This is a genomic window from Snodgrassella gandavensis, from assembly GCF_914768025.1.
Classification (GTDB): domain Bacteria; phylum Pseudomonadota; class Gammaproteobacteria; order Burkholderiales; family Neisseriaceae; genus Snodgrassella; species Snodgrassella gandavensis.
On sequence record NZ_CAJZCE010000006.1, the window covers coordinates 89672 to 113006 of the forward strand.

Annotated in this window: 20 protein-coding genes and 1 tRNA gene; 15 read left to right on the plus strand and 6 right to left on the minus strand. The window is 43.5% G+C overall.

The window, feature by feature from the left end:
* Positions 1-23 precede the first annotated feature (23 nt).
* Both MJ764_RS06280 and purB read left to right on the plus strand, forming a co-directional pair.
* On the plus strand, positions 24-836 hold the full coding sequence (locus MJ764_RS06280; protein WP_239325626.1) for a glycosyltransferase family 2 protein: 813 nt from the start codon (positions 24-26) through the stop codon (positions 834-836).
* 67 nt (positions 837-903) lie between these two features.
* Positions 904-2274: an adenylosuccinate lyase gene (purB, locus tag MJ764_RS06285; protein ID WP_239325627.1), complete on the plus strand. Its 1371-nt coding sequence runs from the start codon at positions 904-906 to the stop codon at positions 2272-2274.
* A gap of 170 nt (positions 2275-2444) precedes the next feature.
* Here the strand turns inward: purB and MJ764_RS06290 are convergent, their stop codons facing one another.
* From MJ764_RS06290 to MJ764_RS06315, 5 genes are all read right to left on the minus strand, one after another.
* Entirely contained in the window at positions 2445-2612 is a 168-nt protein-coding gene (locus tag MJ764_RS06290) for a VOC family protein (protein ID WP_239325629.1), read from the minus strand.
* Positions 2613-3628: 1016 nt separating this feature from the next.
* A complete protein-coding gene (gene hisD, locus MJ764_RS06295; protein ID WP_239325630.1) occupies positions 3629-4918 on the minus strand; it encodes a histidinol dehydrogenase in 1290 nt (429 codons plus the stop codon).
* A 48-nt stretch (positions 4919-4966) separates the two neighbouring features.
* The gene (locus MJ764_RS11630; RefSeq protein ID WP_420853936.1) at positions 4967-6454 is read right to left on the minus strand and encodes an NYN domain-containing protein; all 1488 of its coding nucleotides are present in this window, start codon (positions 6452-6454) and stop codon (positions 4967-4969) included.
* A gap of 30 nt (positions 6455-6484) precedes the next feature.
* Positions 6485-7138 (minus strand): ATP phosphoribosyltransferase, encoded by a 654-nt coding sequence (hisG, locus tag MJ764_RS06310; RefSeq protein WP_239325632.1) that lies wholly within the window; start codon positions 7136-7138, stop codon positions 6485-6487.
* A gap of 102 nt (positions 7139-7240) precedes the next feature.
* Positions 7241-7888, minus strand: coding sequence for an SCO family protein (locus tag MJ764_RS06315; protein WP_239325633.1), 648 nt, complete (start codon positions 7886-7888; stop codon positions 7241-7243).
* Between the two features lie 207 nt (positions 7889-8095).
* Here MJ764_RS06315 and MJ764_RS06320 point away from each other — a divergent pair.
* From MJ764_RS06320 to nfsB, 3 genes are all read left to right on the plus strand, one after another.
* Positions 8096-8180, plus strand: a tRNA-Leu gene (locus MJ764_RS06320).
* Between the two features lie 302 nt (positions 8181-8482).
* Positions 8483-9415 (plus strand): nuclease-related domain-containing protein, encoded by a 933-nt coding sequence (locus MJ764_RS06325; protein WP_239325635.1) that lies wholly within the window; start codon positions 8483-8485, stop codon positions 9413-9415.
* 332 nt (positions 9416-9747) lie between these two features.
* Positions 9748-10392, plus strand: coding sequence for an oxygen-insensitive NAD(P)H nitroreductase (gene nfsB, locus MJ764_RS06330; protein ID WP_239325637.1), 645 nt, complete (start codon positions 9748-9750; stop codon positions 10390-10392).
* A 1731-nt stretch (positions 10393-12123) separates the two neighbouring features.
* On the opposite strand, the gene MJ764_RS06335 is transcribed toward nfsB, so the two are convergent.
* Positions 12124-12741: a 5-formyltetrahydrofolate cyclo-ligase gene (locus tag MJ764_RS06335; protein ID WP_239325639.1), complete on the minus strand. Its 618-nt coding sequence runs from the start codon at positions 12739-12741 to the stop codon at positions 12124-12126.
* A 216-nt stretch (positions 12742-12957) separates the two neighbouring features.
* Between MJ764_RS06335 and rpsB the strand changes: the two genes are divergently transcribed.
* The 10 genes from rpsB to MJ764_RS06385 all read left to right on the plus strand — a co-directional run bounded on the left by rpsB (position 12958) and on the right by MJ764_RS06385 (position 23334).
* Positions 12958-13707: a 30S ribosomal protein S2 gene (gene rpsB, locus MJ764_RS06340; RefSeq protein WP_239325641.1), complete on the plus strand. Its 750-nt coding sequence runs from the start codon at positions 12958-12960 to the stop codon at positions 13705-13707.
* A 112-nt stretch (positions 13708-13819) separates the two neighbouring features.
* Positions 13820-14692, plus strand: a complete 873-nt coding sequence (gene tsf / locus MJ764_RS06345) for a translation elongation factor Ts (protein WP_239325642.1) — start codon at positions 13820-13822, stop codon at positions 14690-14692.
* A gap of 174 nt (positions 14693-14866) precedes the next feature.
* Positions 14867-15586: a UMP kinase gene (pyrH, locus tag MJ764_RS06350; RefSeq protein ID WP_239325644.1), complete on the plus strand. Its 720-nt coding sequence runs from the start codon at positions 14867-14869 to the stop codon at positions 15584-15586.
* 131 nt (positions 15587-15717) lie between these two features.
* The gene (gene frr, locus MJ764_RS06355; RefSeq protein WP_100137967.1) at positions 15718-16275 is read left to right on the plus strand and encodes a ribosome recycling factor; all 558 of its coding nucleotides are present in this window, start codon (positions 15718-15720) and stop codon (positions 16273-16275) included.
* 28 nt (positions 16276-16303) lie between these two features.
* Positions 16304-17053 (plus strand): isoprenyl transferase, encoded by a 750-nt coding sequence (locus tag MJ764_RS06360; protein WP_100137966.1) that lies wholly within the window; start codon positions 16304-16306, stop codon positions 17051-17053.
* A 4-nt stretch (positions 17054-17057) separates the two neighbouring features.
* On the plus strand, positions 17058-17873 hold the full coding sequence (locus MJ764_RS06365; protein WP_239325677.1) for a phosphatidate cytidylyltransferase: 816 nt from the start codon (positions 17058-17060) through the stop codon (positions 17871-17873).
* Entirely contained in the window at positions 17873-19075 is a 1203-nt protein-coding gene (gene ispC / locus MJ764_RS06370; protein WP_239325646.1) for a 1-deoxy-D-xylulose-5-phosphate reductoisomerase, read from the plus strand. Before MJ764_RS06365 ends, ispC begins: the two co-directional genes overlap by 1 nt.
* 14 nt (positions 19076-19089) lie before the next feature.
* Positions 19090-20430: an RIP metalloprotease RseP gene (rseP, locus tag MJ764_RS06375; RefSeq protein WP_239325648.1), complete on the plus strand. Its 1341-nt coding sequence runs from the start codon at positions 19090-19092 to the stop codon at positions 20428-20430.
* A 3-nt stretch (positions 20431-20433) separates the two neighbouring features.
* On the plus strand, positions 20434-22809 hold the full coding sequence (bamA, locus tag MJ764_RS06380; RefSeq protein ID WP_239325679.1) for an outer membrane protein assembly factor BamA: 2376 nt from the start codon (positions 20434-20436) through the stop codon (positions 22807-22809).
* A gap of 24 nt (positions 22810-22833) precedes the next feature.
* Positions 22834-23334, plus strand: coding sequence for an OmpH/Skp family outer membrane protein (locus MJ764_RS06385; protein ID WP_239325650.1), 501 nt, complete (start codon positions 22834-22836; stop codon positions 23332-23334).
* Position 23335 lies beyond the last annotated feature (1 nt).

A 23335-nucleotide genomic window follows, 5' to 3' on the forward strand; every position in this document is an offset into this window, starting at 1 on the left:
CTTAATTTTGTAAGGTACGTTGCATGAACTGCATTGATGTCATCATTCCCTGCTACAACGCAGAAAGCACCCTGACGCGGGCAATTAAAAGTGTGCTGGTACAGCCGGAACTGGGTTGCCTGTGGCTGGTTGATGATGCTTCTACTGATAATACTGCCAGCCTGATTCAGCAATGGCAGCAGCGTTATCCACAGCAGATTCGGGCAGAATTTCTGGCGACTAACCGTGGGGCTGCATTGGCACGTAACTGGGCTGCACTGCTATCTGCCAGCAGCCATATTGCTTTTCTAGATGCCGATGATGCCTATCAGCCCCATGCGCTACAGGCAGCCAGTGCAGTATTTCGTTTTCGTCCGCAGACTGGTTTGCTGCGTTTGCCGGTAAGCGGGCACAATATTCCAGAACATTACCGCCAGCATGCGCAGTTTGCTCTGGTCTGGCGTACTTTTGAAATGATTACGGCCACCAATACAGTTTTTAACCGCGCCTATTTTCTAGCCTGTGGAGGTTTTCCGGCTGATTCGCTGTTCCGACGTCTGGGCGGCGAAGACGGCGCCCTTGGTCTGGCCACAGTAGAAAGCTGTATGGTGGCTACTCTCTTTGATGAAGCCGGTATGGCTGATATCGGTGTCGATTTTTATGGCCACGACAGCATGCATGTACGTAAACTGCTGGATGCCATGCTGTTCGGGCAGAATCGTTCTGATTGTGATGATGCAGCGTTGCAGCAGGCAAATGCCGTTACGCAAATCATAGTGCAACGTTTGCAGAATTTGCGCCAGATACTGGATTATCCCAACCCGGGTAAGCAAGCGTTACAGCTTTTTACCGATTAACCGCCTCACACTGTGTGAAATAGTTAACTGAATTTTGTCTTTTTATAACTCTGGAAGTAGAAGAAACATGATAAATCCGTTATCTGCCCTGTCCCCGCTGGATGGGCGCTATGCGCCGGCTGTGGCCGACCTGCGGCCGATTTTCTCCGAATATGGTCTGATGCATGCGCGCGTACAGGTAGAACTGAGCTGGCTCAAAGCACTGGCAGCCGAAGCAGGAATCAGCGAGGTGCCACCATTCAGTGCGGCCACCATTGCCGAGATTGACCGCGTCATTGCTGATTTTTCTCTCGAAGATGCTCAGGCAGTTAAAGCCATTGAAGCAACAACCAATCATGATGTTAAAGCCATAGAATACTGGTTGAAACAGCGCTTTGCCAATGTGCCAGAAGTGCTGACTGTCAGTGAGTTCATTCATTTTTCCTGTACCAGTGAAGATATCAACAATCTGTCACATGCCTTGATGCTGAAACAGGCGCGGGATGAAGTATTGTTGCCCAAGCTTAACGAACTGGTAACCGTATTGCGTAATCTGGCACATACCCATGCGGCTTTACCGATGATGTGTCGTACTCATGGGCAGCCAGCTACCCCCAGTACCCTTGGCAAAGAAATTGCCAATGTGGTGGCACGATTACAGCGCCAGATTCAGGCTATACAGCAACAGCAGTTTCTGGGCAAAATCAATGGTGCTGTGGGTAATTATAATGCCCATCTGGTGGCTTATCCCGATATAGACTGGGAAGGCCATTGCCGCCGTTTTGTTGAGTACAATCTAGGACTGACTTTCAATCCCTATACCATTCAGATTGAACCACATGATTATATGGCAGAATTTTTCCAGACCATCAGCCGTATCAACACCATTCTGATTGATTTTAACCGCGATATCTGGGGCTATATCTCTATTGGTTACTTTAAGCAGAAAGTGAAAGCCGGCGAAGTAGGTTCGTCTACCATGCCACACAAAGTCAATCCGATTGATTTTGAAAATTCAGAGGGTAATCTGGGAATGGCCAATGCCATTCTGAGTTTTCTAGCCGAAAAACTGCCGGTTTCGCGCTGGCAGCGTGATTTAACCGACAGTACCGTGCTACGAAACATGGGTGTGGGCTTTGGCTATACCATACTGGGTCTAACAGCCCATCTGCGTGGCCTGAATAAGCTGGAAATCAATTCAGCCGCATTTGCCGCAGACTTGGATGCCACATGGGAATTACTGGCTGAGCCGATTCAGACAGTCATGCGCCGCTACGGCGTAGCCAACCCATATGAACAGCTCAAAGAACTTACCCGTGGTAAACACGGCATTACTCCCGAAAGCTTACAGGTCTTTATTAATCAACTGGCTATTCCAGATACAGCAAAAGCGCAGTTACTGGCACTGACACCAGCATTATATGTAGGTAAAGCGCAGGAACTGGCTGAACGGATTTAAATCTTTTTCAGACATAACGGTGGGCACTGCCCACCGTTATTGTTTATCTGAATACTAGAGAAACTTCCTAGCCACGACTAAAACAGCAGCACAATTAAATACCGAACCACTGTTACTGGCATTGATTTTGTCCAGTTGTGGATAACTTGGCAGAAGTTAATTGGCGCTTATCATTTATGTGGATAGTTTGCCAGCTCAATTAAATTATTATCCGGGTCACGAATATAAAGCGAAGTGATTTTTCCACAGGCACCGGTTCTGGTGCTTGGTTCTAGTTCCAGTGGAATATTATGCTGGTGCAGGATGGCCATTACATCATCCAGCGTTTCTTCGACCATAAAACACAAATCGGCTGAGCCCGGGGTAGGATATTATGCTTTTGGCTCAAATTCATGTCCTAGCTGGTGTAAATTAATTTTCATCTGACCAAAATGCAGCGCAGTGCGGTTATCAGCGAAGGTACTTATCTGCATATCAAGTACATTGGCATAAAAAAGCGCACGACGCCTGAATATCTTTAACGGTTAATACCAGATGATCCAGTGCTTTAATCTGCATAAGCTGCTCCTTTACCATGAAATGTATTGGATTTTAGCCTCAGTATAAATCTGATCTGCCTGATATAGATATGGATTTTTATGCTACAGATTTAGGAAATAAGCTCGTTAGCACTATTAGTTGTAGTCAATTGGTATGGCTGGCTCATAAACCTACAATTTATCTATGAGTGAACTAACACAATTATTTTGCTTAACGATTAGTAACAGACAATTAAATATCCTTAGAACCAGTGTTAACGTTTGTGCTCAAAAAATAGCCAATAAAAAGCGCTATGCAATTTTATCTGAAATAAAATCTGTGCAGTCTGTGCAAATGTAGCGCTTGATAAGAGCTGGTATCGATACGCCAAAATAGAAAGCTGCATGGCAGAGGTACTAGAAATGATACAGTCAATTGGGTAGCAGGGATTATTAAAATGGTTATCCCTTTTATGTGGCATAAATACGTTGTCGCTAAGATAATATATCAGACAAAATACATTATATAGTCATATATAATAGCAATTATATTCAATTGCCATTACATAATGTTTATCTGTTAATAATTGAATTTTCAAAATATTTACAATTAAATATTTTTATAGCATAAATATCTTAGCAGCTTACTTATGGTAAGCAGTATCTGTCAGTCAGTATCAGGAAGATTTATATTTTAATTATCAATGTATATAGCAAATTATATGATAACTGCTCAATAACGCTACTTAGCTCATTTGGAATAAAACGATTACGCAAACGGTAGATATAAAAATGCCAATGCTTTTAAAAAGCATTGGCATTAGCAATTAAATTTTTTATTCCATACGTAATTCCGCTGCACGGGCATGTGCCGTCAGCCCTTCACCATGTGCCAGAATGCTGGCAATCTGGCCTAACTCTCTGGCTCCCTGAGCAGAAACCTGAATCAGGCTACTACGCTTTTGAAAATCATATACGCCCAGAGGAGAAGCAAAGCGGGCGGTGCGACTGGTTGGCAAGACGTGATTAGGGCCGGCGCAGTAATCTCCCAGACTTTCACTGGTATACCGTCCCATAAAAATTGCACCTGCATGGCGAATTTTCGGTGTCCAATTTTGCGGGTTGGCTACCGATAATTCCAGATGTTCAGGTGCCAGATAATTGGCAATTTCACAGGCTTCATCCAGATTCTGTGCCTGAATAATGGCTCCGCGATTGGCCAGTGACGCTTCAATGATGGCTTTGCGTGGCATTTGTGCCAATAGTGCCTGCATCTGTGCTTCTACCTCGCGCGCATAGTCAGCATCGGTAGTAATTAGAATCGCCTGAGCAATTTCATCATGTTCTGCCTGACTGAATAAATCCATTGCCACCCATTTAGCCGGAGTAGTGCCGTCGGCAATAACCAGAATTTCACTTGGACCGGCAACCATATCAATACCCACCACACCAAATACACGCCGTTTGGCTGCGGCAACATAGGCGTTGCCCGGGCCGGTAATCTTATCAACCTGAGCAATACTCTGTGTACCATAAGCCAGTGCTGCTACAGCCTGTGCTCCGCCAATGGTAAATACCTGTGTTACACCGGCTACATATGCTGCGGCCAAAACGATATCATTACGTTCTCCATAAGGCATAGGTACAACCATCACAATTTCAGCCACACCAGCCACATGTGCTGGCATGGCATTCATCATTACCGAGCTCGGATAGGCAGCTTTGCCACCGGGAACATAAATACCTACCCGATCCAGAGCAGTAATCTGCTGTCCCAGTAGCGTACCGTTTTCATCCTCATACTGCCAAGACTGTTGTTTCTGGTGCAGATGATAGCTTTCAATCCGTTTGGCTGCGGTTTGTAGAGCCATCTGTACATCCGCCGGCAGGCGGGCAAAGGCTGCGGCCAGATCTGCCTGACTTAAAGTCAGCTCAGCCATGGATTGAACCTGCGTATGGTCAAAGCGATTGGTGTATTCGATTACAGCAGCATCACCACGCTGCTGTACATCTGCACAGATAGCGGCCACGGCTGCATCCACTTGTGGATCCTGTGCAGTTTCAAACGCCTGTAGTGCAGTTAACTGCGATTTAAAATCAGCATCCTGCGTAGAAATATATTTCATACCTTTGTATTTCGGGCAGCCTAAGCTGCCCGATCCTGATATTATTAATTAAAGATTATTACCAAAATTATCATCATCTTCATCAATAACCGGTGTTATTGATTTGGCAGCCAGCTCATGTGCCGGAATGGTATTGCCATCTACTTCAACATCATAGGGTTTAATTACCCGTACCCGTAAGCCACGGCCGGCCTTGCGGCTGTCTACCCATTCACTGCTGATGGCTGCAATGGCATTATTAGCACTATCAAAGCCATAATCTCTGGCATTGAAGCCACCATCGCTGGTTACCAGCTCACGGGCAACCGAGCTGACTGTTGCCCAGCCTTCGATATCACAGGTGCGTTCAATAGCTTTCTGCACCATTGGCACCAGACGATTCCAGTGATGTCGGCTGGAAGTTTCGTTACTGGAGCGGCCGGGCTTGGCTGAACGGCTATTGAAAGCAGATTTAGACGGGCGACCACGACCACGGCCACTGGTGGCTGGGGTTACTGTAGCTTCAAATACGGTTTTGCGTGGACGTCCACGACCGCGCTTGGTCTGGTCTTCACGCGTTTTATCGTAACTGGTAAATTCCGGTTCCTGAGTTTCAACTTGTACCAGCAGCGGTTCTTTATCTTTCTTTTTCTCTTCCGGTTCAATGGTTACGCTGACCTTTTCTGCCGGCATTGCTGTAGAGACTGCCGGAATGGTAATTACCAGCGGTGCATCATTGTTCTGCTGAAAAGCCGCTTGTTCACCAACCGGTGCATAAGACTTGCTTTCTGTTTTCGGAGCAAGATTATTATTGCGTTTTTTCAGACGTAGCCATAAATGATTACCATGCATCTGAGTTTCAAAAATATCGATGGCATTAATCAGATAGGAAAGTTTGGTATAGCCATAATTGCGCGCATCAAAATCAGAATTTACCTTGTTGATATATTGGCCAACCACACCCAGTGATGTCCAACCCTCATCATCAGCATGTTCCTTCACCGCATTACGGAACAGATTTATTAGTGCTGTATCCTGTTTCAGCTCGGCTGGGCTTTTGCGTTTATTGCGGAAAATTGGTGTTTGGGTTTTGTCTTCACCGATTTCTATCGTAGTATGGCTGAGCAGATTTTCAGTATAAATAAATTTGTCGCAGGCTTTGCGGAATGATTCTGGCGTTTTTTTCTGCCCGAAGCCATACACGGTCAGGCCATTTTCGCGAATACGTGAAGCCAGACGGGTAAAGTCACTATCGCTGGAGACAATACAGAAACCATCAAAAGTATTACTGTACAATAAATCCATCGCATCAATGACCATAGCCATGTCAGTGGCATTTTTCCCCTTGGTGTAAGCGAACTGCTGCACCGGGGTAATCGCATGTGGTAATAGTGCGTCTTTCCATTTGGACAAGCCACTACTCCAGTCGCCATAAATACGTTTAACACTGGCAATGCCATATTTCGCAATTTCTTCCAGTAAAGATTCCACAGTACTGGCTGAAGTATTATCTGCATCAATGAGTACTGCCAGTTTGGCCGAATTTTCTGTAGTCATTTAAAGAGTTCCTATTCAATATAAATAAGTTTAAATTGGTTGATTTTTTGCATGAGCAAAAACATCAATAATGGGTTGTATGGCTGCATATTTCAGCTTTAAAGCCGCCTTGTTTACCACCAGCTGACTGGAAATATCCACAATATGTTCCACTGCATGCAGATTATTTGCCTGTAATGTATTACCTGTAGAAACCAGATCGACGATTGCATCGGCTAATCCTACCAGAGGAGCCAGTTCCATCGAACCATACAGTTTAATCAAATCGATATGCACACCCTTAGCGGCAAAATGCTCGGCAGCAATATTCGGGTATTTACTGGCTACCCGTAAACGGCAACCAGGCTGCGAAGCTGCCACGTAATTAAAGCCTTTGCGTACCGCCACCATCATCCGGCATCGGGCAATATTTAAATCCAGAGGCTGATATAGCCCATCGCCATCATGTTCAATTAAAACATCTTTTCCGGAAATTCCAAAATCTGCCGCGCCATATTGCACATATGTTGGCACATCTGTTGCGCGAACAATAATTAAACGGATATTTTCATGATTCGTATTAATAATCAGTTTGCGTGATTGTTCCGGATCTTCAATTGCATGAATGCCCGCTGCTGCCAGTAATGGCAGAGTTTCTTCATAAATTCGACCTTTGGATAACGCTATGGTTAATTGTGCAGTCATTTTTTTTCAGTATAGAGGAAAAGTAAAACTTTTTTAAGCTATAAATTTATTATTGGGTAAAAATAAATTTTCGTAAAATATAAAAATATTAATTAAATAATTTTAATCTAACAATTGTTTTATGTCATGGGTCAATTGAGTGGCCGTCTGGCTGTGTGGTTCATAAACCACGGTATGTCCCTGTTTATCTAGCAAAAAAGTACCTGTGCTGTGGTCAATTAAATATTCATTTGAGCTACGGCCAGCTACTTTGTGTACAGCGATTTTATATTGACCGATGACATTATTAAGCGCTTCCATTTGCTGTTTGTCTACAGTTAAACCAATAAAGTCCGGATTAAAAGCGGATGCATAAGCCGTCATAACCTGTGGCGTGTCACGCTGAGGGTCTACAGTAATAAATAATACCTGTACCTGTTTACCCTTTTCCCCCAGTTGATTTATTGCATCTGCATAGGCAAGCAGATTGGTTGGACAGACATCAGGGCAGTGAGTATAGCCAAATACCAAAGCTACCACTTTACCCTGAAAATCACGCAAATGTACTGTTTTTCCATTCGCACCCAGCAAAGAAAAATTTTTGCCACCAAGGCCTGCATCACGTACATCGCTGCCTTCAAAACTGTATTGCTTTGGCTCGACAGCATTTGTGCTTGCCGCTTGTGCCGCAGAAGCTGCCGGCTGTGGCTGGCATGCTCCCAGCATCAGTGCAGATATCATTACAGCCAGAAAAGATTGGATTTTAAGCATAAATTTATTAATAATACAAAAATTGCACATTTATAATGTTCAGATAACAATACTATACAGATTTTTAGCTCTAATTAATAAGTAAAATATAAAAAAATCCAAAAATAAAATCAATATTTTAACCGGAAATAATTAAAAAAAATTTTTAACCATAAAAAAATTCTTTACAACATCGGAAAATCCGTTATAATGCCGTTTTCTTCGCTAGCCCAGGTGGCGAAATTGGTAGACGCAGGGGACTCAAAATCCCCCGCCGCAAGGTGTGACGGTTCGAGTCCGTCCCTGGGCACCAGATTTTGAAAAACCGCTGATAACAGCGGTTTTTTTACGCCTGTTACCTAGTGATTTTATATGTCCCTGATAATAGGCAATGAGCCAGACTGCTGGTCATATATGGTTAAACAGACAAAAAACCTTGTGGTTAAATCCAGTCTGTAAAACACAGCTTTTATGGTGGATTTCACAGATTGCAGACTTTATTATAATAAATGCCCCATGTTTATCATGGATACATTTACTTTCAATATAATGCAATTTCAGGCCGGACATTACTGAAAAATTTTCCAGATAAATTATTAAAATTGACTGAAAAAAATGATTATCAAAGAGGCTGATAGCAGAAACAAAGATTTGGAGGCACTAGAGCAGCTATTGCAATGGCCTGATTTGGCGCAACAGACACGCCAAAGTATTGAGCAAAAAATACGATTAATTCGAGCAGGTGTTAAAGGTGAAACAGAATCTGCCTATCAGTTGCGATTTCATTTTGACAATCACCCTGATTGGGTAGTTATTAACGATTTGAGGTTGCAATATCAGGGTAAAGTGGCACAAATAGACCATATACTGATTAACCGCCATCTGCAAATATTTGTATGTGAAAGCAAAAGAATAGCTGGTGGACTGATTATCAACGAACTGGGTGAATTTTCACGCATGTATAAAGGCAAAGGACAAGGTATGCCTTCGCCACTGGAACAGAACCAGCGCCATATCACCTTACTGAGCAAACTATTGCAGACAAATCTGATTCAGTTGCCCAGCTGTTTCGGCTGGCGGCTACGACCATCAATATACAGTCTGATACTCGTTTCCAATGATGCCTATATCCGGCGTCCTAAAATTTCTATGCCAGAACTGGATAGCGTTATTAAAAATGAGCAGTTGCAAACAAAAGTACACCAGTTAAGCAAAAGTTTGGGTATATTCAGATTTGTCCGCACAATACCGCGTACCAGTCTGCATAAATTTGCCTGCCAGCTAGTGCAGCAGCATCAACCGGCACAATATGACTGGTTAGGCTATTTTGGCTTGAATCATTTAACCAATAAATTTGCTCAGCCTATTGCTGAGGCACAATCACAAACTGAAACTCAGAGTAAAACGGCTCGCCGTTACTTTTGTATTGCCTGTCATAAAGATATTACCGCCAGCGCCGCTTACTATTGCTGGAATCATAAAAATATATTCGGTGGAAAAGCTTATTGTTATCAATGCCAGCAAAAAATTAAACTGCAACAGCAATAAATCCATCACGCGTGAATTGCCGTATTTTCGTTTGATATACCTTAGCTTTTATCGTCAACAAAAATGATTGATATCAGATGCCCATAGCCAGTATGGATTAAAGCCAATATTTTTTTACACAATAGGTACTGGTAAAAAAAGTTACAGAAATGCAATACTATCATTATCAGATATGACAATGTGACTTTTGAATTTATATAAGTAATATGCAATGGTGATATTTGTTTCCATGAGTAGTCATACTGACGAAACTATCACAAATATTATTCCTCTATAAATTCAATAATTTGAATTGTCATATCAATATTGTAGACAATAACAGGAATCCAATCATGAACATTGCCGATATTTCCAGACAGCGTTATACCACCAAGCATTATGATAAAACCAGAAAAATTCCGGCTGAGCAATTGGCGCAATTATTCGAAGTTATCAGAAACAGTCCTTCTTCAGTAAATGCACAACCCTGGCATTTCTTTGTCGTGGATAATGATGCAGCACGTGCCAGAATCATGCCGGCAATAATGGAAATAAATCATCCACGAATAGCAGATTCATCTCATACCCTGATATTTTGTGCCAAAACACCACTGGACGAACAGCATTTACAAACTGTGCTGGCTCAGGAAGAAAAAGACGGGCGTTTTGGAGAAGATGAAATCAAGGAAATGATGGATAAGGGTCGCCATTTTTTCGTAAATAAAAACAGCACTACGTCACAAGCTCAGCTCGAATGGGAAAGCAGACAGTTATATATTGTACTGGGACAGCTATTATTTGCTGCTGCGGCCATTGGCATTGATTCAACGGCGATCGAAGGTTTTGATGACGAGAAAATGGATGATATTTTAGAATTAAAACAACAAGGTTTAAAAAGCATTCTGGTGGTAAGTCTCGGTTATCGTGCAGCTAATGACAGTAATGCCAGCCGTCCGAAATCGCGTCTGCCGATAGAACAGATATTTACCCAAATATAATTTATTTTCTGAGCTTATAAATAAAATAGATTCTTTCAGTTAACTGCAAGAATCTATTTTGATGTAAGACTATTCGGTATTAGCAGTAGCCACGCCAACAATATTTACGTACTTAGATGATAATATTTGATGTTAACAGATAGTATAACCAGTTAGATTTGATACGAAATTTATTTGTATTAGCCTCGTAATCCTAATATTTCAGCAATAACATGAAAATCTTATCTAATTTATATCATTGAATTTTAAAATAAAACATTGATTTTCTATTATCTGGATGAAGAAAGTGCCAGTATCCGATTGAAGTGGTTTAATACGCTATGTGTTTAATGGCTGAGGCTAAGTTCAATGTATAAAGGGAAATTCTCCCTACAAACTAGGTTTCAAAGTCAGGCCTGCAATTAATATACAAAATATCCAGTTAGCAGATTCATAATATCAAATGGCATGATGACTCATTGGCTCAATAAAAAATTTGCTTACAGTGAAATCAACACGAAATTAAAGTTGTTGATTATGGATATCAATAATTAATTCACCAAATTGTTACCATAAGAAAAAATACATGAACCCCACCTTTTTCAAATTATCGTTCTTTTTTATGCTGTTTTATTGGCTGCTTGATACCACTTTTTTGATTGGACGGGAATTTTTTGTTGACGCTACCGTTTTTAATTAGACAAAGCTAAAGCCGTATATTCCGGTAAATTCTCTTGCATCAATAATTATTCGTATAATCTTACTTAATCCTTTTAATCAGATAGCAAATCTGGTTGTAATTTTTATTAATTCAGCAATAGCGTTGCACTGGTATGCGATTTATCAGGCCTACAAAAAAATCTTTTATATGTATTCTTCATTTTAAATTTCTTTCTTGGTATTGCTACAGAATCTTTAGAACGTGATGTCGTAATTATTGCTTTTTATTCGATTTTGTATTGATTGTTACCATGATTAGCTATTTTACTTTACGCCAACAATTTACCGTTGACGAAGATAAAGTACGAGTAAAAGCATTAATTTTTAGTTTCACCATTGCTTTTATTTTGACATTATTGCTGGCGATAATTGTTTTTTTAACAATTTGTATCGTTTGCAAGGTTTGAAAACAGAATTTATTGATTAATATAACAAAGAAGCGAGGGTTTATGGGATAACGGATGTTATATTATTTCTTCTTGTTTTATGTGTAATTGGTTGGATAATGGCTCGAAAACAGTAAAAGCATTTTTTAGTAAAGAAGAATTTGTAATCCAACGTTTCCTCTTAGCAAAAGCAGATTGCTCAAAAAATATTGTCGCTATAGCAAAAATAAAACGAATAACCCAAAAAAGTGCTTTATTTCTTACATGGATAAATTCTCTGTATCTAATACAGAATTTCCAATCCTTATTGTTATACTCATTTGAGGCATAGGTAGCAAATATAGCTATGTTTCAAATTATCGTCACTTGTCTTAGAGTAGAATAATGTATAGCATGAGTGAATCTATTTCCGCTAAGTTTATTGGCATATTGCGTTATAATTATATGAAATTCAATATATTCTAACTCAGAATTTATATTTATTTTTCTACAATAAAGCAGGGACTTTAAGCTTATTTATAATAAAAATATAAGCACTAAGCCGATTATTTCAAAATGGCACCCTACAGATTAATCAAAACGCGTAAAATTTTATATCGTACTTCAATACAAATATATTTTTTACATAGTTGTGAGTCAGTGATCATTAATTTTGCTGGCAGTTGAGGTATTGGCAGCCATTTTCACTGACAAATATAGGTATATTAATATCATGGTCTTCTGACTTAATTGTATCCACTTGCTGGCAGCTAAAACCAGCACCTACCACTAATGGCTGACGATAGCGAAATTTTGCCAAAGTTGCATCATAATAGCCGCCACCTTGTCCCAGTCGATTACCCTGATAATCTATGCCAAGTAGAGGTATCAGCAGAGTATGTAAATAGCGCGCTCTGATTTTGCATCCATTAAACTGAGGTATTTTATGCTTGCCAGTATTCTGGTGATGCAAGCTCAGATAACGAACAGTAGCGTGACGGCGAGGCAAACGAGGGCAGAGCGTAAACCATAGCTGGCGTTTTTTAGGTTCAATATAAGGCAAATAAACCTGAGCGCCGCGTTTTTGTGCCGTTACGATTAATGGCCATAAGGATAATTCACTCCCAACAGCCCAATATACGGCTATACGTTTCTGGCGACGGATAAATGGGTATAAGAGGCAGTTGATTTTCTTGGTCGCTAATCGACGCGTTTCTTGGCTTAATGCTTTCCTGCGTTGGCGCAATAGTTGCCGTAATTGTGGTTTATCTGAGTGAGTAGTCATGGATTTAAACTAACAAATTTATATACAATGGTTTTAGACAATGGAATAAGAAAGTATGGATTGCTATACTTGTGAAGATGTATTTTTTCCTGTATTATTCCATGGTTTTACCTCGGTAAAAAATTTTAGTAACGCTCGCATCGTACGCGAAAGGGTGCTCTATTGCAGAGTTCTATGCGTGGCGGTGTCAGGCTTTAACCCTTTAAGGATCGAATTATGTCACAAATTACCATGCGCCAGATGCTGGAAGCAGGCGTACACTTTGGTCACCAGACTCGTTACTGGAACCCGAAAATGGCTGAGTATATTTTCGGTGCGCGTAACAAAATCCATATTATCAATCTGGAAAAAACCCTGCCGCTGTTTGTAGAAGCACAGGATGTTGTGCGCCGTCTGGCTGCCAACAAAGGTACGGTTCTGTTTGTAGGTACCAAACGCCAGGCACGTGATATCGTTAAAGAAGAAGCAACCCGTGCTGGTGCTCCTTACGTGGATCATCGCTGGCTGGGCGGTATGCTTACCAACTACAAAACCGTAAAACAGTCTATCAAACGTCTGGAAGAAAAAACCGCAGCGCTGCAAAATGCCACTGAAGCCGGTTATGGTAAAAAAGAAGTGCTGGAAATGCAGCGCGAAGTAGCTAAGCTGGAACGTTCTTTGGGCGGTATCAAAGACATGAAAGGCTTGCCGGATGCGATTTTTGTTATCGATACCGGCTATCAGAAAGGTACACTGGTAGAAGCAGCCAAGCTGGGTATTCCGGTTATCGCTATCGTTGATACCAACAACAGCCCTGACGACGTTAAATACGTGATTCCGGGTAATGACGACTCAGCCAAGGCAATCCGTCTGTATTGCCGTGGTATTGCTGATGCCATTCTGGAAGGTAAGGCTCAGTCTTTACAGGAAGTGGTTCAGGCTGCTCAGGCTGCTGAAGAAAAACAGGCTGCAGCTACTGCTGAGTAATCAGTTATCTCGCATCTTTGTAAAAGAAGGGGACGTCAGTGCCCCTTTTTTTGAAACAATTTTCAGCCTGATATCCGTCCGGCTGAGCGTAAACAAGTTTAAGGAGTAAAACATGGCTGCAATTACTGCAAAAATGGTAGGTGATTTGCGTGCTGCTACCGGTTTGGGCATGATGGAATGCAAAAAAGCACTGGTAGAAGCCGAAGGTAACATGGAAAAAGCAGAAGAAATTCTGCGCATCAAATCCGGTGCCAAAGCTGGCAAACTAGCCGGCCGTACTGCGGCAGAAGGCGTAGTTGCTGATTATGTGGATGGCAAAGTAGGTGCCGTTGCCGAAATTAACTGTGAAACTGACTTCGTAGCCAAAGATGCCAGCTTTATGGCATTTGCTCAGGCTGTGGCCAAAGCTGTTGCCGTACATAACCCTGCTACTCTGGAAGCTCTGGCTGAAGCCAAAACAGATGACGGCGTAACTATTGAAGAAGCACGTAAAGCCGTTATTGCCAAACTGGGTGAAAACATTACCGTACGTCGCTTCGAACGCATTGAAACCGACAACAGTCTGGTTACCTATATGCACGGTACCAAAATCGGTGTACTGGTTGAGCATAAAGGTGGTGATACTCAGGCTATCCGTCAGGTGGCAATGCATATTGCTGCTTCCAAGCCACAATGTGTTTCTGCTGCTGAAGTGGATCCGGAAATTGTGGCTAAAGAACGCCACATCTATGAAGAACAGGCAGCAGCTTCCGGTAAACCGGCAAACATCATTGAAAAAATGGTTGAAGGCCGCGTACAGAAGTTTCTGGCTGAAGTAACCCTGCTGGGACAGCAGTTTGTTATCAATCCTGATCAGACTGTGGAAAAATTCCTGAAAGAACAGAATGCGGAAGTAAGCCGTTTTGTTGCTTTCCACGTTGGCGAAGGGATTGAGAAAAAAGAAGTAGATTACGCTGCTGAAGTCGCTGCTGCTTCTAAAGTATAAGGCAGTTAATGCCACGGGCACTCTGGATTCAGGATACTGAATCAGGGTGCTTTTTTTTGAGTTATCTGTTTGCTCCGGTTGAGATAACTGAAATAAAAGTTCCCATCCTTATCCATTGAAAATTATAGTAATAGCTGTTAATTATCTAATGGCAAACTGACAGAAAGAATGATCATGACTAAACCAGCTAAATACAAACGTGTATTATTGAAACTATCCGGTGAGTCTCTAATGGGGCCAGATGCATTTGGTATCAATCGTGATACCATTATGCAAATCACCGCACAGGTCAAGGAAGTGGTCGAGATGGGCGTAGAAGTAGCCATTGTTATTGGTGGTGGTAACATCTTTCGTGGCATGGCACAGTCAGCCAAAGGCATGGAACGCGCAACAGCCGATTACATGGGCATGATGGCAACGGTGATGAATGCGCTGGCCTTGAAAGAGGCATTTGAAACCCAGCAGGTTAAAGCCCGAGTTCAGTCTGCCCTGAGTATGCAGCAGGTTGCAGAAACCTATGCTCGTCCCAAAGCCATTCAGTATCTGGAAGAAGGCAAGGTGGTGATTTTCGCGGCAGGAACTGGTAATCCATTTTTTACCACCGATACAGCAGCTAGCTTGCGTGGTGTGGAAATGAATTGTGATATTATGTTAAAAGCTACCAATGTAGATGGTGTGTATACTGCCGACCCCAAAACCAATCCTGAGGCTAGACGTTATCAAGAGATTACCTTTGATGAAGCGATTAGCCAGAACCTCAAGGTGATGGATGCTACCGCATTTGCTTTATGCCGCGAGCAGAAACTGAATATCGTAGTATTTGGTATATTCAAACCAGGCGCACTGAAAAATGTCATTATGGGTGAGGACGAAGGTACATTGGTTCACGTATAAAACCCACCAGAGTGCTTAACTAAACTTGTGGTGACGCGTATAACTGCGTTAGTATGCGCGTTTGCCATTTTCTGGTAGCAAAAATTTCGAAAAAATTGAAATAAATGCAACCAGTTCAGACAGGAATGTTCATGATTAACGAAATTCAACACACCGCTGAAACCAAAATGCAGAAATCCCTTGAAGTATTGCGCGATAATCTGTCTAAAGTCCGCACAGGACGCGCGCATACCGGATTACTTGATCAGGTAGAAGTAGAATACTACGGAAGCATGGTTTCAGTTAGTCAGGTTGCCAGCATAACTTTGCTGGATGCACGCACCATTGGGGTTAAACCCTATGAAAGCAAAATGGCTGCCGTTATCGAAAAGGCAATCCGCAACTCCAATCTGGGTTTGAATCCAGCGGCCATGGGTGATTTAATTCGGGTGCCAATGCCAATGCTCACTGAAGAGCGGCGTAAGGATTTGATAAAAGTAGTCCGTGGCGAAGTGGAAGATGGCCGGGTAGTAGTCCGTAATGTCCGTCGTGATGCCAATAATGACCTCAAACGTCTGCTCAAGGACAAGGAAATCAGTGAGGATGAAGCACACCGTGGCGAAGAGGGCATTCAAAAACTTACCGATAAATACATTGCTGAAATTGATAAAATGTTGGCCACCAAAGAGGCCGATCTGATGGCAATCTAAACTTTTTAATTGACGTAAAGGATGTGTTTTGACTACCAGCAGTACCCAAAGCGTACCTGATCACACTGAAATTCCGCGTCACATAGCCGTTATCATGGATGGTAACGGACGCTGGGCTAAAAAGCGTTTTATGCCGCGTATCATGGGGCATAAAAAAGGTCTGGAAATGCTAGAAGAAATGACAGCCAATTGCGCTCGTATGGGCGTAGAGTATCTGACTGTCTTTGCTTTTTCTACCGAAAACTGGCGTCGCCCAGTTGATGAAGTTAATTTTCTCATGAACCTGTTTTTGCAATCATTGCAAAAACGGGTACAAAGACTGCATAAAAATAACCTGCGTCTGCGTGTTATTGGCGATCGTAGCCGTTTTGCAGCAGAAATCGTACGTGGTATTGAAGAAGCCGAAGCATTAACAGCCGCTAATACTGGCCTTACGCTCACAATCGCAGCCGATTATGGTGGCCGCTGGGATATTTTGCAGGCAGCCAATCAAGCTATTGCGGCTGGTGCCACCGAGCTGACTGAGACCAGTATTCTACCGTATCTGTCACTTGGTGATGCTCCGGAGCCGGATCTGTTTATCCGTACTGGTGGTGAAACCCGCATCAGTAACTTTCTTTTATGGCAACTGGCTTATACCGAATTGTATTTCACGCCGGTTTTGTGGCCTGACTTTGACGAATCCCAGCTAGACACTGCTATCCGCTCCTATCAGGTGCGGGAGCGACGGTTTGGCAGAACTTCGGAGCAGTTGCCTCTTACCCAACAGCGTCCCTGATTTTATGCTCAAACAACGTATTCTCACTGCTCTGGTTTTATTGCCCCTAATGATAGGTATGTTGTTTGGGGCCAGCAATAGTTTATGGACTGCTTTCAGCGGTCTGATCGCATTATTGGCGTTATGGGAATACGCCCGTATTGTTCATTTCTCTAGCATCCAGAACGCCCTCTATCTGCTACTGAGTGCTGCAGGTGGCTATTGTCTTTATTTCTATTATCAGCAGACTGCATTACCGCTGTGGATACAGATAACAGTACTACTGTTTTGGCTGATTATCGTGCCAGTCTGGCTAAAATTTAAATGGAAAATCAGGGCAAACCTGTTTGGTATTCTGATTGGCTGGCTGTTAATGGTACCTTTCTGGCAGGCTTTAATATCCCTGCGGCCAGATACCGCAGCAGCTACTGCTCTGCTATCCATTATGGCACTGGTGTGGATTGCCGATATTGCAGCCTATTTTGTCGGCAGGGCAGTGGGTAAACGAAAGCTGGCACCGACAATCAGCCCCAATAAAAGCTGGGAAGGTGCCATTGGCGCTGTTATCTGTGTTGCTATCTATACAGTTGTTCTGCAACAGCAAGGTTGGCTACCCATTACCTTGCCCTGGTGGCAAAACCTATGTCTGGCGGTGATCCTGACTGCTGTGAGTGTTTGTGGTGATTTACTGGAAAGCTGGCTTAAGCGTGCTGGCGGTGTAAAAGACAGCAGCCAGCTTTTACCCGGCCATGGCGGAGTATTTGACCGGGTAGATTCTCTGATTGCCGTACTAAGCGTTTATGCAGCCTTAGTGGCCTGTTTTAGTAAAGTGATTTCCTGATGAGTGGTTGTAATCCAACGTCCATAACCATCCTGGGGGCTACCGGAAGTATTGGCCTGAGTACTCTGGATGTTATTGCCCGCCATCCCGAACGGTTTGCTGTTTTCGCGCTGACTGCATACCAGCAAATTGATCGTCTGGCCGAATTATGTATTCGTTTTCAGCCGGTTTATGCTGTAGTCGCCTCAGCAGCACAGGCAAATATTTTACAGGTACAATTACAGGCAGCAGCAGTGACAACCGAAGTATTATTCGGTGAACAGGCTTTATGTGATGTCGCTCAGGCTACTGAAACTGATGCAGTTATGGCTGCTATCGTCGGTGCTGCTGGGCTAAAGCCTACTCTGGCCGCAGCCAAAGCAGGTAAAATCATTTATCTGGCAAACAAAGAAACACTGGTAGTTGCCGGTGCATTATTTATGCAAACTGTACAGCAAAATGGTGCACGTCTGTTACCGGTTGACAGTGAACACAACGCCATTTTTCAGGCTTTGCCGGCTGATTATCAGGGTGATTTGGAGCAGGCCGGAGTGGCTTCGCTGATTTTAACTGCATCAGGCGGCCCTTTCCTGCATACCCCACTGGCAGATTTTGCTGCCATTACCCCAGAAGCCGCGATACGTCATCCCAACTGGCAAATGGGACGCAAAATTTCCGTTGATTCAGCCAGCATGATGAACAAGGGGCTAGAATTGATCGAGGCGCGCTGGTTATTTAATGCCGCTGCCGAACGGCTGGAAGTAGTTATCCATCCGCAAAGTGTGATACACAGTATGGTACGCTACATAGATGGTTCAGTGCTGGCACAAATGGGTGAGCCGGATATGCGTATTCCGATTGCACATTGTCTTGGATTACCAGACAGAATTGACTCAGGAGTTAAAAAGCTGGATTTTACCCGTTTAAGTGGCTTAAACTTTCTGGCACCAGATTTTGTCCGTTTTCCATGCCTCAAACTGGCTTATGATGTATTGCATAGCAGCCACGCTGCCAGCTCCTGTATACTGAATGCGGCCAATGAAATTGCAGTGGGTGCCTTTCTGGATGGGTTCATTTGCTTTACCGAACTGGCATCAGTGGTAGACAGTTGTCTGCAACATTTCAGTGGGCAATCTGCATCATCCATAGAGGAGCTTCTACGGCTGGATGCACAAGTGCGTAGCGTAGCAAAAACATGGGTAGCTAACCGAGCTGCCAGATAAGAACAGGATAAACCATGTTATTAACCATAGTTGCTTTTATCGTAGCGATTTTACTGCTCGTAAGTTTGCATGAATTAGGCCATCTGGTTGTAGCACGCTGGTGCGGGGTCAAAGTACTGCGCTTTAGCATAGGTTTTGGTAAGCCATTTTTTTGCGTCAAACGAGCCAATATTGAATGGTGTCTGGCACCAATCCCACTCGGTGGCTATGTCAAAATGGTTGATACCCGTGAAGGTGACGTCAGTGAGGCTGATTTGCCTTACGCTTTTGACCGACAACACCCGCTGAAACGCATTGCAATCGTTGTTGCCGGCCCACTAACCAATCTGGTGTTGGCCGTATTGCTGTATGCCGCCAGTTTCAGTGTGGGCGGTATTACCCAGATTCGTCCGTGGATTGGCATGGTTGAATCGGCAAGCGTAGCAGCAGAAGCCGGCTTTCAACCGGGTGACCGCATCGTGAGAGTGAATGGACAGGTCGTCACCGACTGGACAGATGCTCAGGCAAAAATCATGCTGAATCTGGATGGTGGTAAAGTTCAGGTTGACGTCATTACTGCTACAGGACATGCCGGACAGCGGCAGCTGAATATTGCCGGTACAGATGCCGCAGATAATGTTGCCAAAACCGGTTATCTGGGTATCATGCCATTTAAAGTTATCAACCAGATAGGCATGGTTGTACCCGATAGCGTTGCAGCAAAAGCTGGCCTGCGTGTCGGTGATGTCCTGTTAACCATTAATGGCCGCAAACTCACAGGCTGGCAGGACTGGGTGGATAGCATCCGTGCCAGTGCCGGTGCTAAACTGGATATTACTTATCAGCGCAACGGGCAGACCCTACAAACCAGTTTGCGACCTGCTTCAGTAGTGGAAAATGGTGCCATTATCGGACAGGTTGGTGTAGGTGCCATGCGCGATAAAGCCTGGGATACCCAGATTCGCCAGCATTATCAGCCCGGTTTTTTTCAGTCAGTACAACTGGCTATGCAGCGTACTTGGGATTACATTACACTAACCCTTTCCATGTTTGCCAAATTACTCACCGGACAGGCATCGCTGCATTATCTTTCCGGTCCTTTAACTATCGCTGATGTAGCTGGCAAAACCGCGGCCATGGGCTGGCAGAGTTATACAGAATTTCTGGCACTCGTTAGCGTAAGCCTTGGTGTGCTGAATTTATTACCCATTCCCGTGTTAGACGGGGGGCATTTACTGTATTATGCGATCGAATGGATTCGCGGTAAGCCTCTGAGTCTACGTATACAGGAAATAGGACTACGTTTTGGTATCGCCGCCATGTTAATGTTGATGCTGGTGGCTTTCTTCAATGATATTACCCGCTTGTTTGGATGAATGATGAAATTAAAGCAGATTACTGTCAGTTTAATGGCTTTGGGCCTGTCTTCACTGGCGTTGGCAGTCGAACCGTTTACCATAAAAGACATTCGGGTAGAAGGTTTGCAGCGTACGGCACCGACAACCGTTTTCAGTTACCTGCCGGTTAAAATTGGTGATACGTTCACCGATGCCGAAGGCGAAGACATCATTAAAAGATTATATGCCACAGGTTTCTTTGATGATATCCGGGTCGAAACCATGGGCAATCAGGTGCTGTTAACCGTGGTCGAACGGCCGATTATCAGCAGTTTTGACGTTACCGGCGGCAAATCAATCAACAATAACGATATCAAGAAAAACCTGAGTGGCTTTGGTTTGGGTCAATCACGCGTGTTTAATCCGGCGACATTGGAGCAGGCCATGCTCGGTTTGCAGGATGCATATCGTCAGCGCGGTAAAAATGCCGTGAAAATCACACCTAAAGTTACTCGGCTGGAACGTAATCGTGTTGCACTCGAACTGAATATTGACGAAGGTTCAACCACAACCATCAAATCCATCAATTTTAGTGGCAACGAACAGTTCTCAGCACATACCTTGCGCAATCAGATGTCACTGAGCCAGAAAAGCTGGACAAGCTGGCTAACCAGAGATGACCGTTATTCCGATACCCAGTTACAGCAGGATCTGGATAAAATCAATAATTATTATCAAGATCATGGTTATCTGAATTTTCGCATTGCCGATGTCAAAGTAAACAATAACGAAGACAAAGCGGGGCGGATAATTAATATCACGGTGGATGAGGGTGCCCGTTACCGCTGGGGTAAAGTAACCATTGGCGGTGATACCCGCGAAGTACCGGCAGAATCGTTACAGAAGCTGGTTAAAATCAAACAGGGTAAATGGTATAACCGCGCACAGTTGATTGATGTCATCAGAGCAATTCAGGAAAAAATGGGCAGTTCAGGCTATGCCTTCTGTCAGGTTAATGTTCGTCCAGTGCCTGATGACAACACCCATGTTGTAGATTTCGTCCTGAACGTCGTACCAGATCGGAAAGTATACGTTAATCAGATCAACATCACCGGTAACAACAAAACCCGCGATGAAGTATTGCGGCGTGAGTTGCGGCAAATGGAACGCGCTCCGTACGATGTATCCAAAATTAACCGTTCCAAAGAACGCATTCAACAACTGGGCTACTTTGATAATGCTGAGGTAGATGTTAAGCCCGTGGCAGGTACACCCGATCTGGTCGATCTGGATATGAGCGTCAAAGAACGTTCAACCGGTTCCATCAATGTTGGTGCAGGCTGGGCACAGGATGATGGCTTGCTGCTGTCAGCAGGTATTGCACAGGATAACCTGTTTGGTACCGGTAAATCTGCCAGCCTGCAACTATCCCGTTCCAAGGTTAATCAGGTTGCCGCCTTATCATTTACCGATCCGTATTTTACCCCCGATGGTGTAAGTCTGGGTTACAACATGTACTATCGTGGTTACAACCCCAGTAAATCCGATAGTAACTCCATGGACTACAAAACCACCACCATCGGTGCAGCCATGACTATGGGTGTGCCAATTACTGAATACGATCGGGTGAATTTCAGCCTTGGCGCCGAGCATCTGGCCGTAAACCTGTATGGTGACTACGCACCGCAACGTTATGCTGAGTTTGTGCAGAAATATGGTAAAGATAACTGGATATTAAAAGGTACCGTAGGCTGGGGACGCAATACCACTGACAGTGCATTATGGCCTACTCGCGGCTACATAATGAATGCCAATATAGATAGCGGTTTACCTGGCGGTGATTTACTATATTACAGAATCAATCACGATCAACGCTGGTATTTCCCATTAAGTAAAAACTTCACCATCATGCTATATGGCCAGCTCGGTTATGCTGACGGCTATGGTAAAACCAAAGATTTACCATTTATGTATGCCTTTAGTGGTGGTGGTTTAGGTTCAGTACGTGGCTATGAATCCGGTACACTCGGTCCCAAATACTTCAATCGCTACAGTAATGGTTCTTACAGTAGTGATTCCAGCAGTTATGGTGGTAATTACACAGCTAATGCAACTGCGGAGCTGTTATTTCCGTTTCCGGGAATTAAAGACCAGCATACTGTCCGCCTGAGTCTGTTTGCTGATGCAGGTAGCGTATGGGATAACAAAACCTACAACTACCATGATGAAAAGGATCCTTATGGCGGTTCCAAAGCACACAAATCCAGCTTTGGTAACGAAGCGCGTTACTCCGCAGGTTTGGCTGTTACCTGGTTATCGCCGATGGGACCACTGAAATTCAGTTATGCCTATCCGATTAACAAAAAGCCGGAAGACCAGCTACAACGCTTCCAGTTCCAGTTAGGAACCACGTTCTAATCGTAGTCAGATAAGGACAAACTCATGCTTAAAAAAATTCTCTTAACATTTGCTGCTACCCTGCTTTCCTGTACTCTGACATGGGCAGAAAGCATACAAAAACTTGGCTTTATTGATACTAGCCGGGTTTATCAGCAATCAATTCAGGCGCAGTCCATCCAGAAAGATTTGGATAAAGAATTTGCACCACGGCAGAAAAAACTGCAAGCCATGCAAACTGAAGGCCTGAAACTCAAAGAAGCAATTGAGTCCGGCAACATTCCTATACCAGAACGGGAAGCAAAAATCAAACAGATGCTGCAAATGGATCAGCAGTATAAAGAAGCGGCGGCTGAACTGGCAGAAGATTACAATCTGCGCCGAAATGAAGAATTTGCCTCACTCCAGCAAAATGCCAATAAAGTCATCATCGATATGGCAAGAAAAGAGGGTTATGACCTTATCATTCAGGATGCCATATTTGTCAATAGCAAATTTGACATCACTGATGCCGTTATCAAAGCATTAAATGCACAAAAACAGTAAG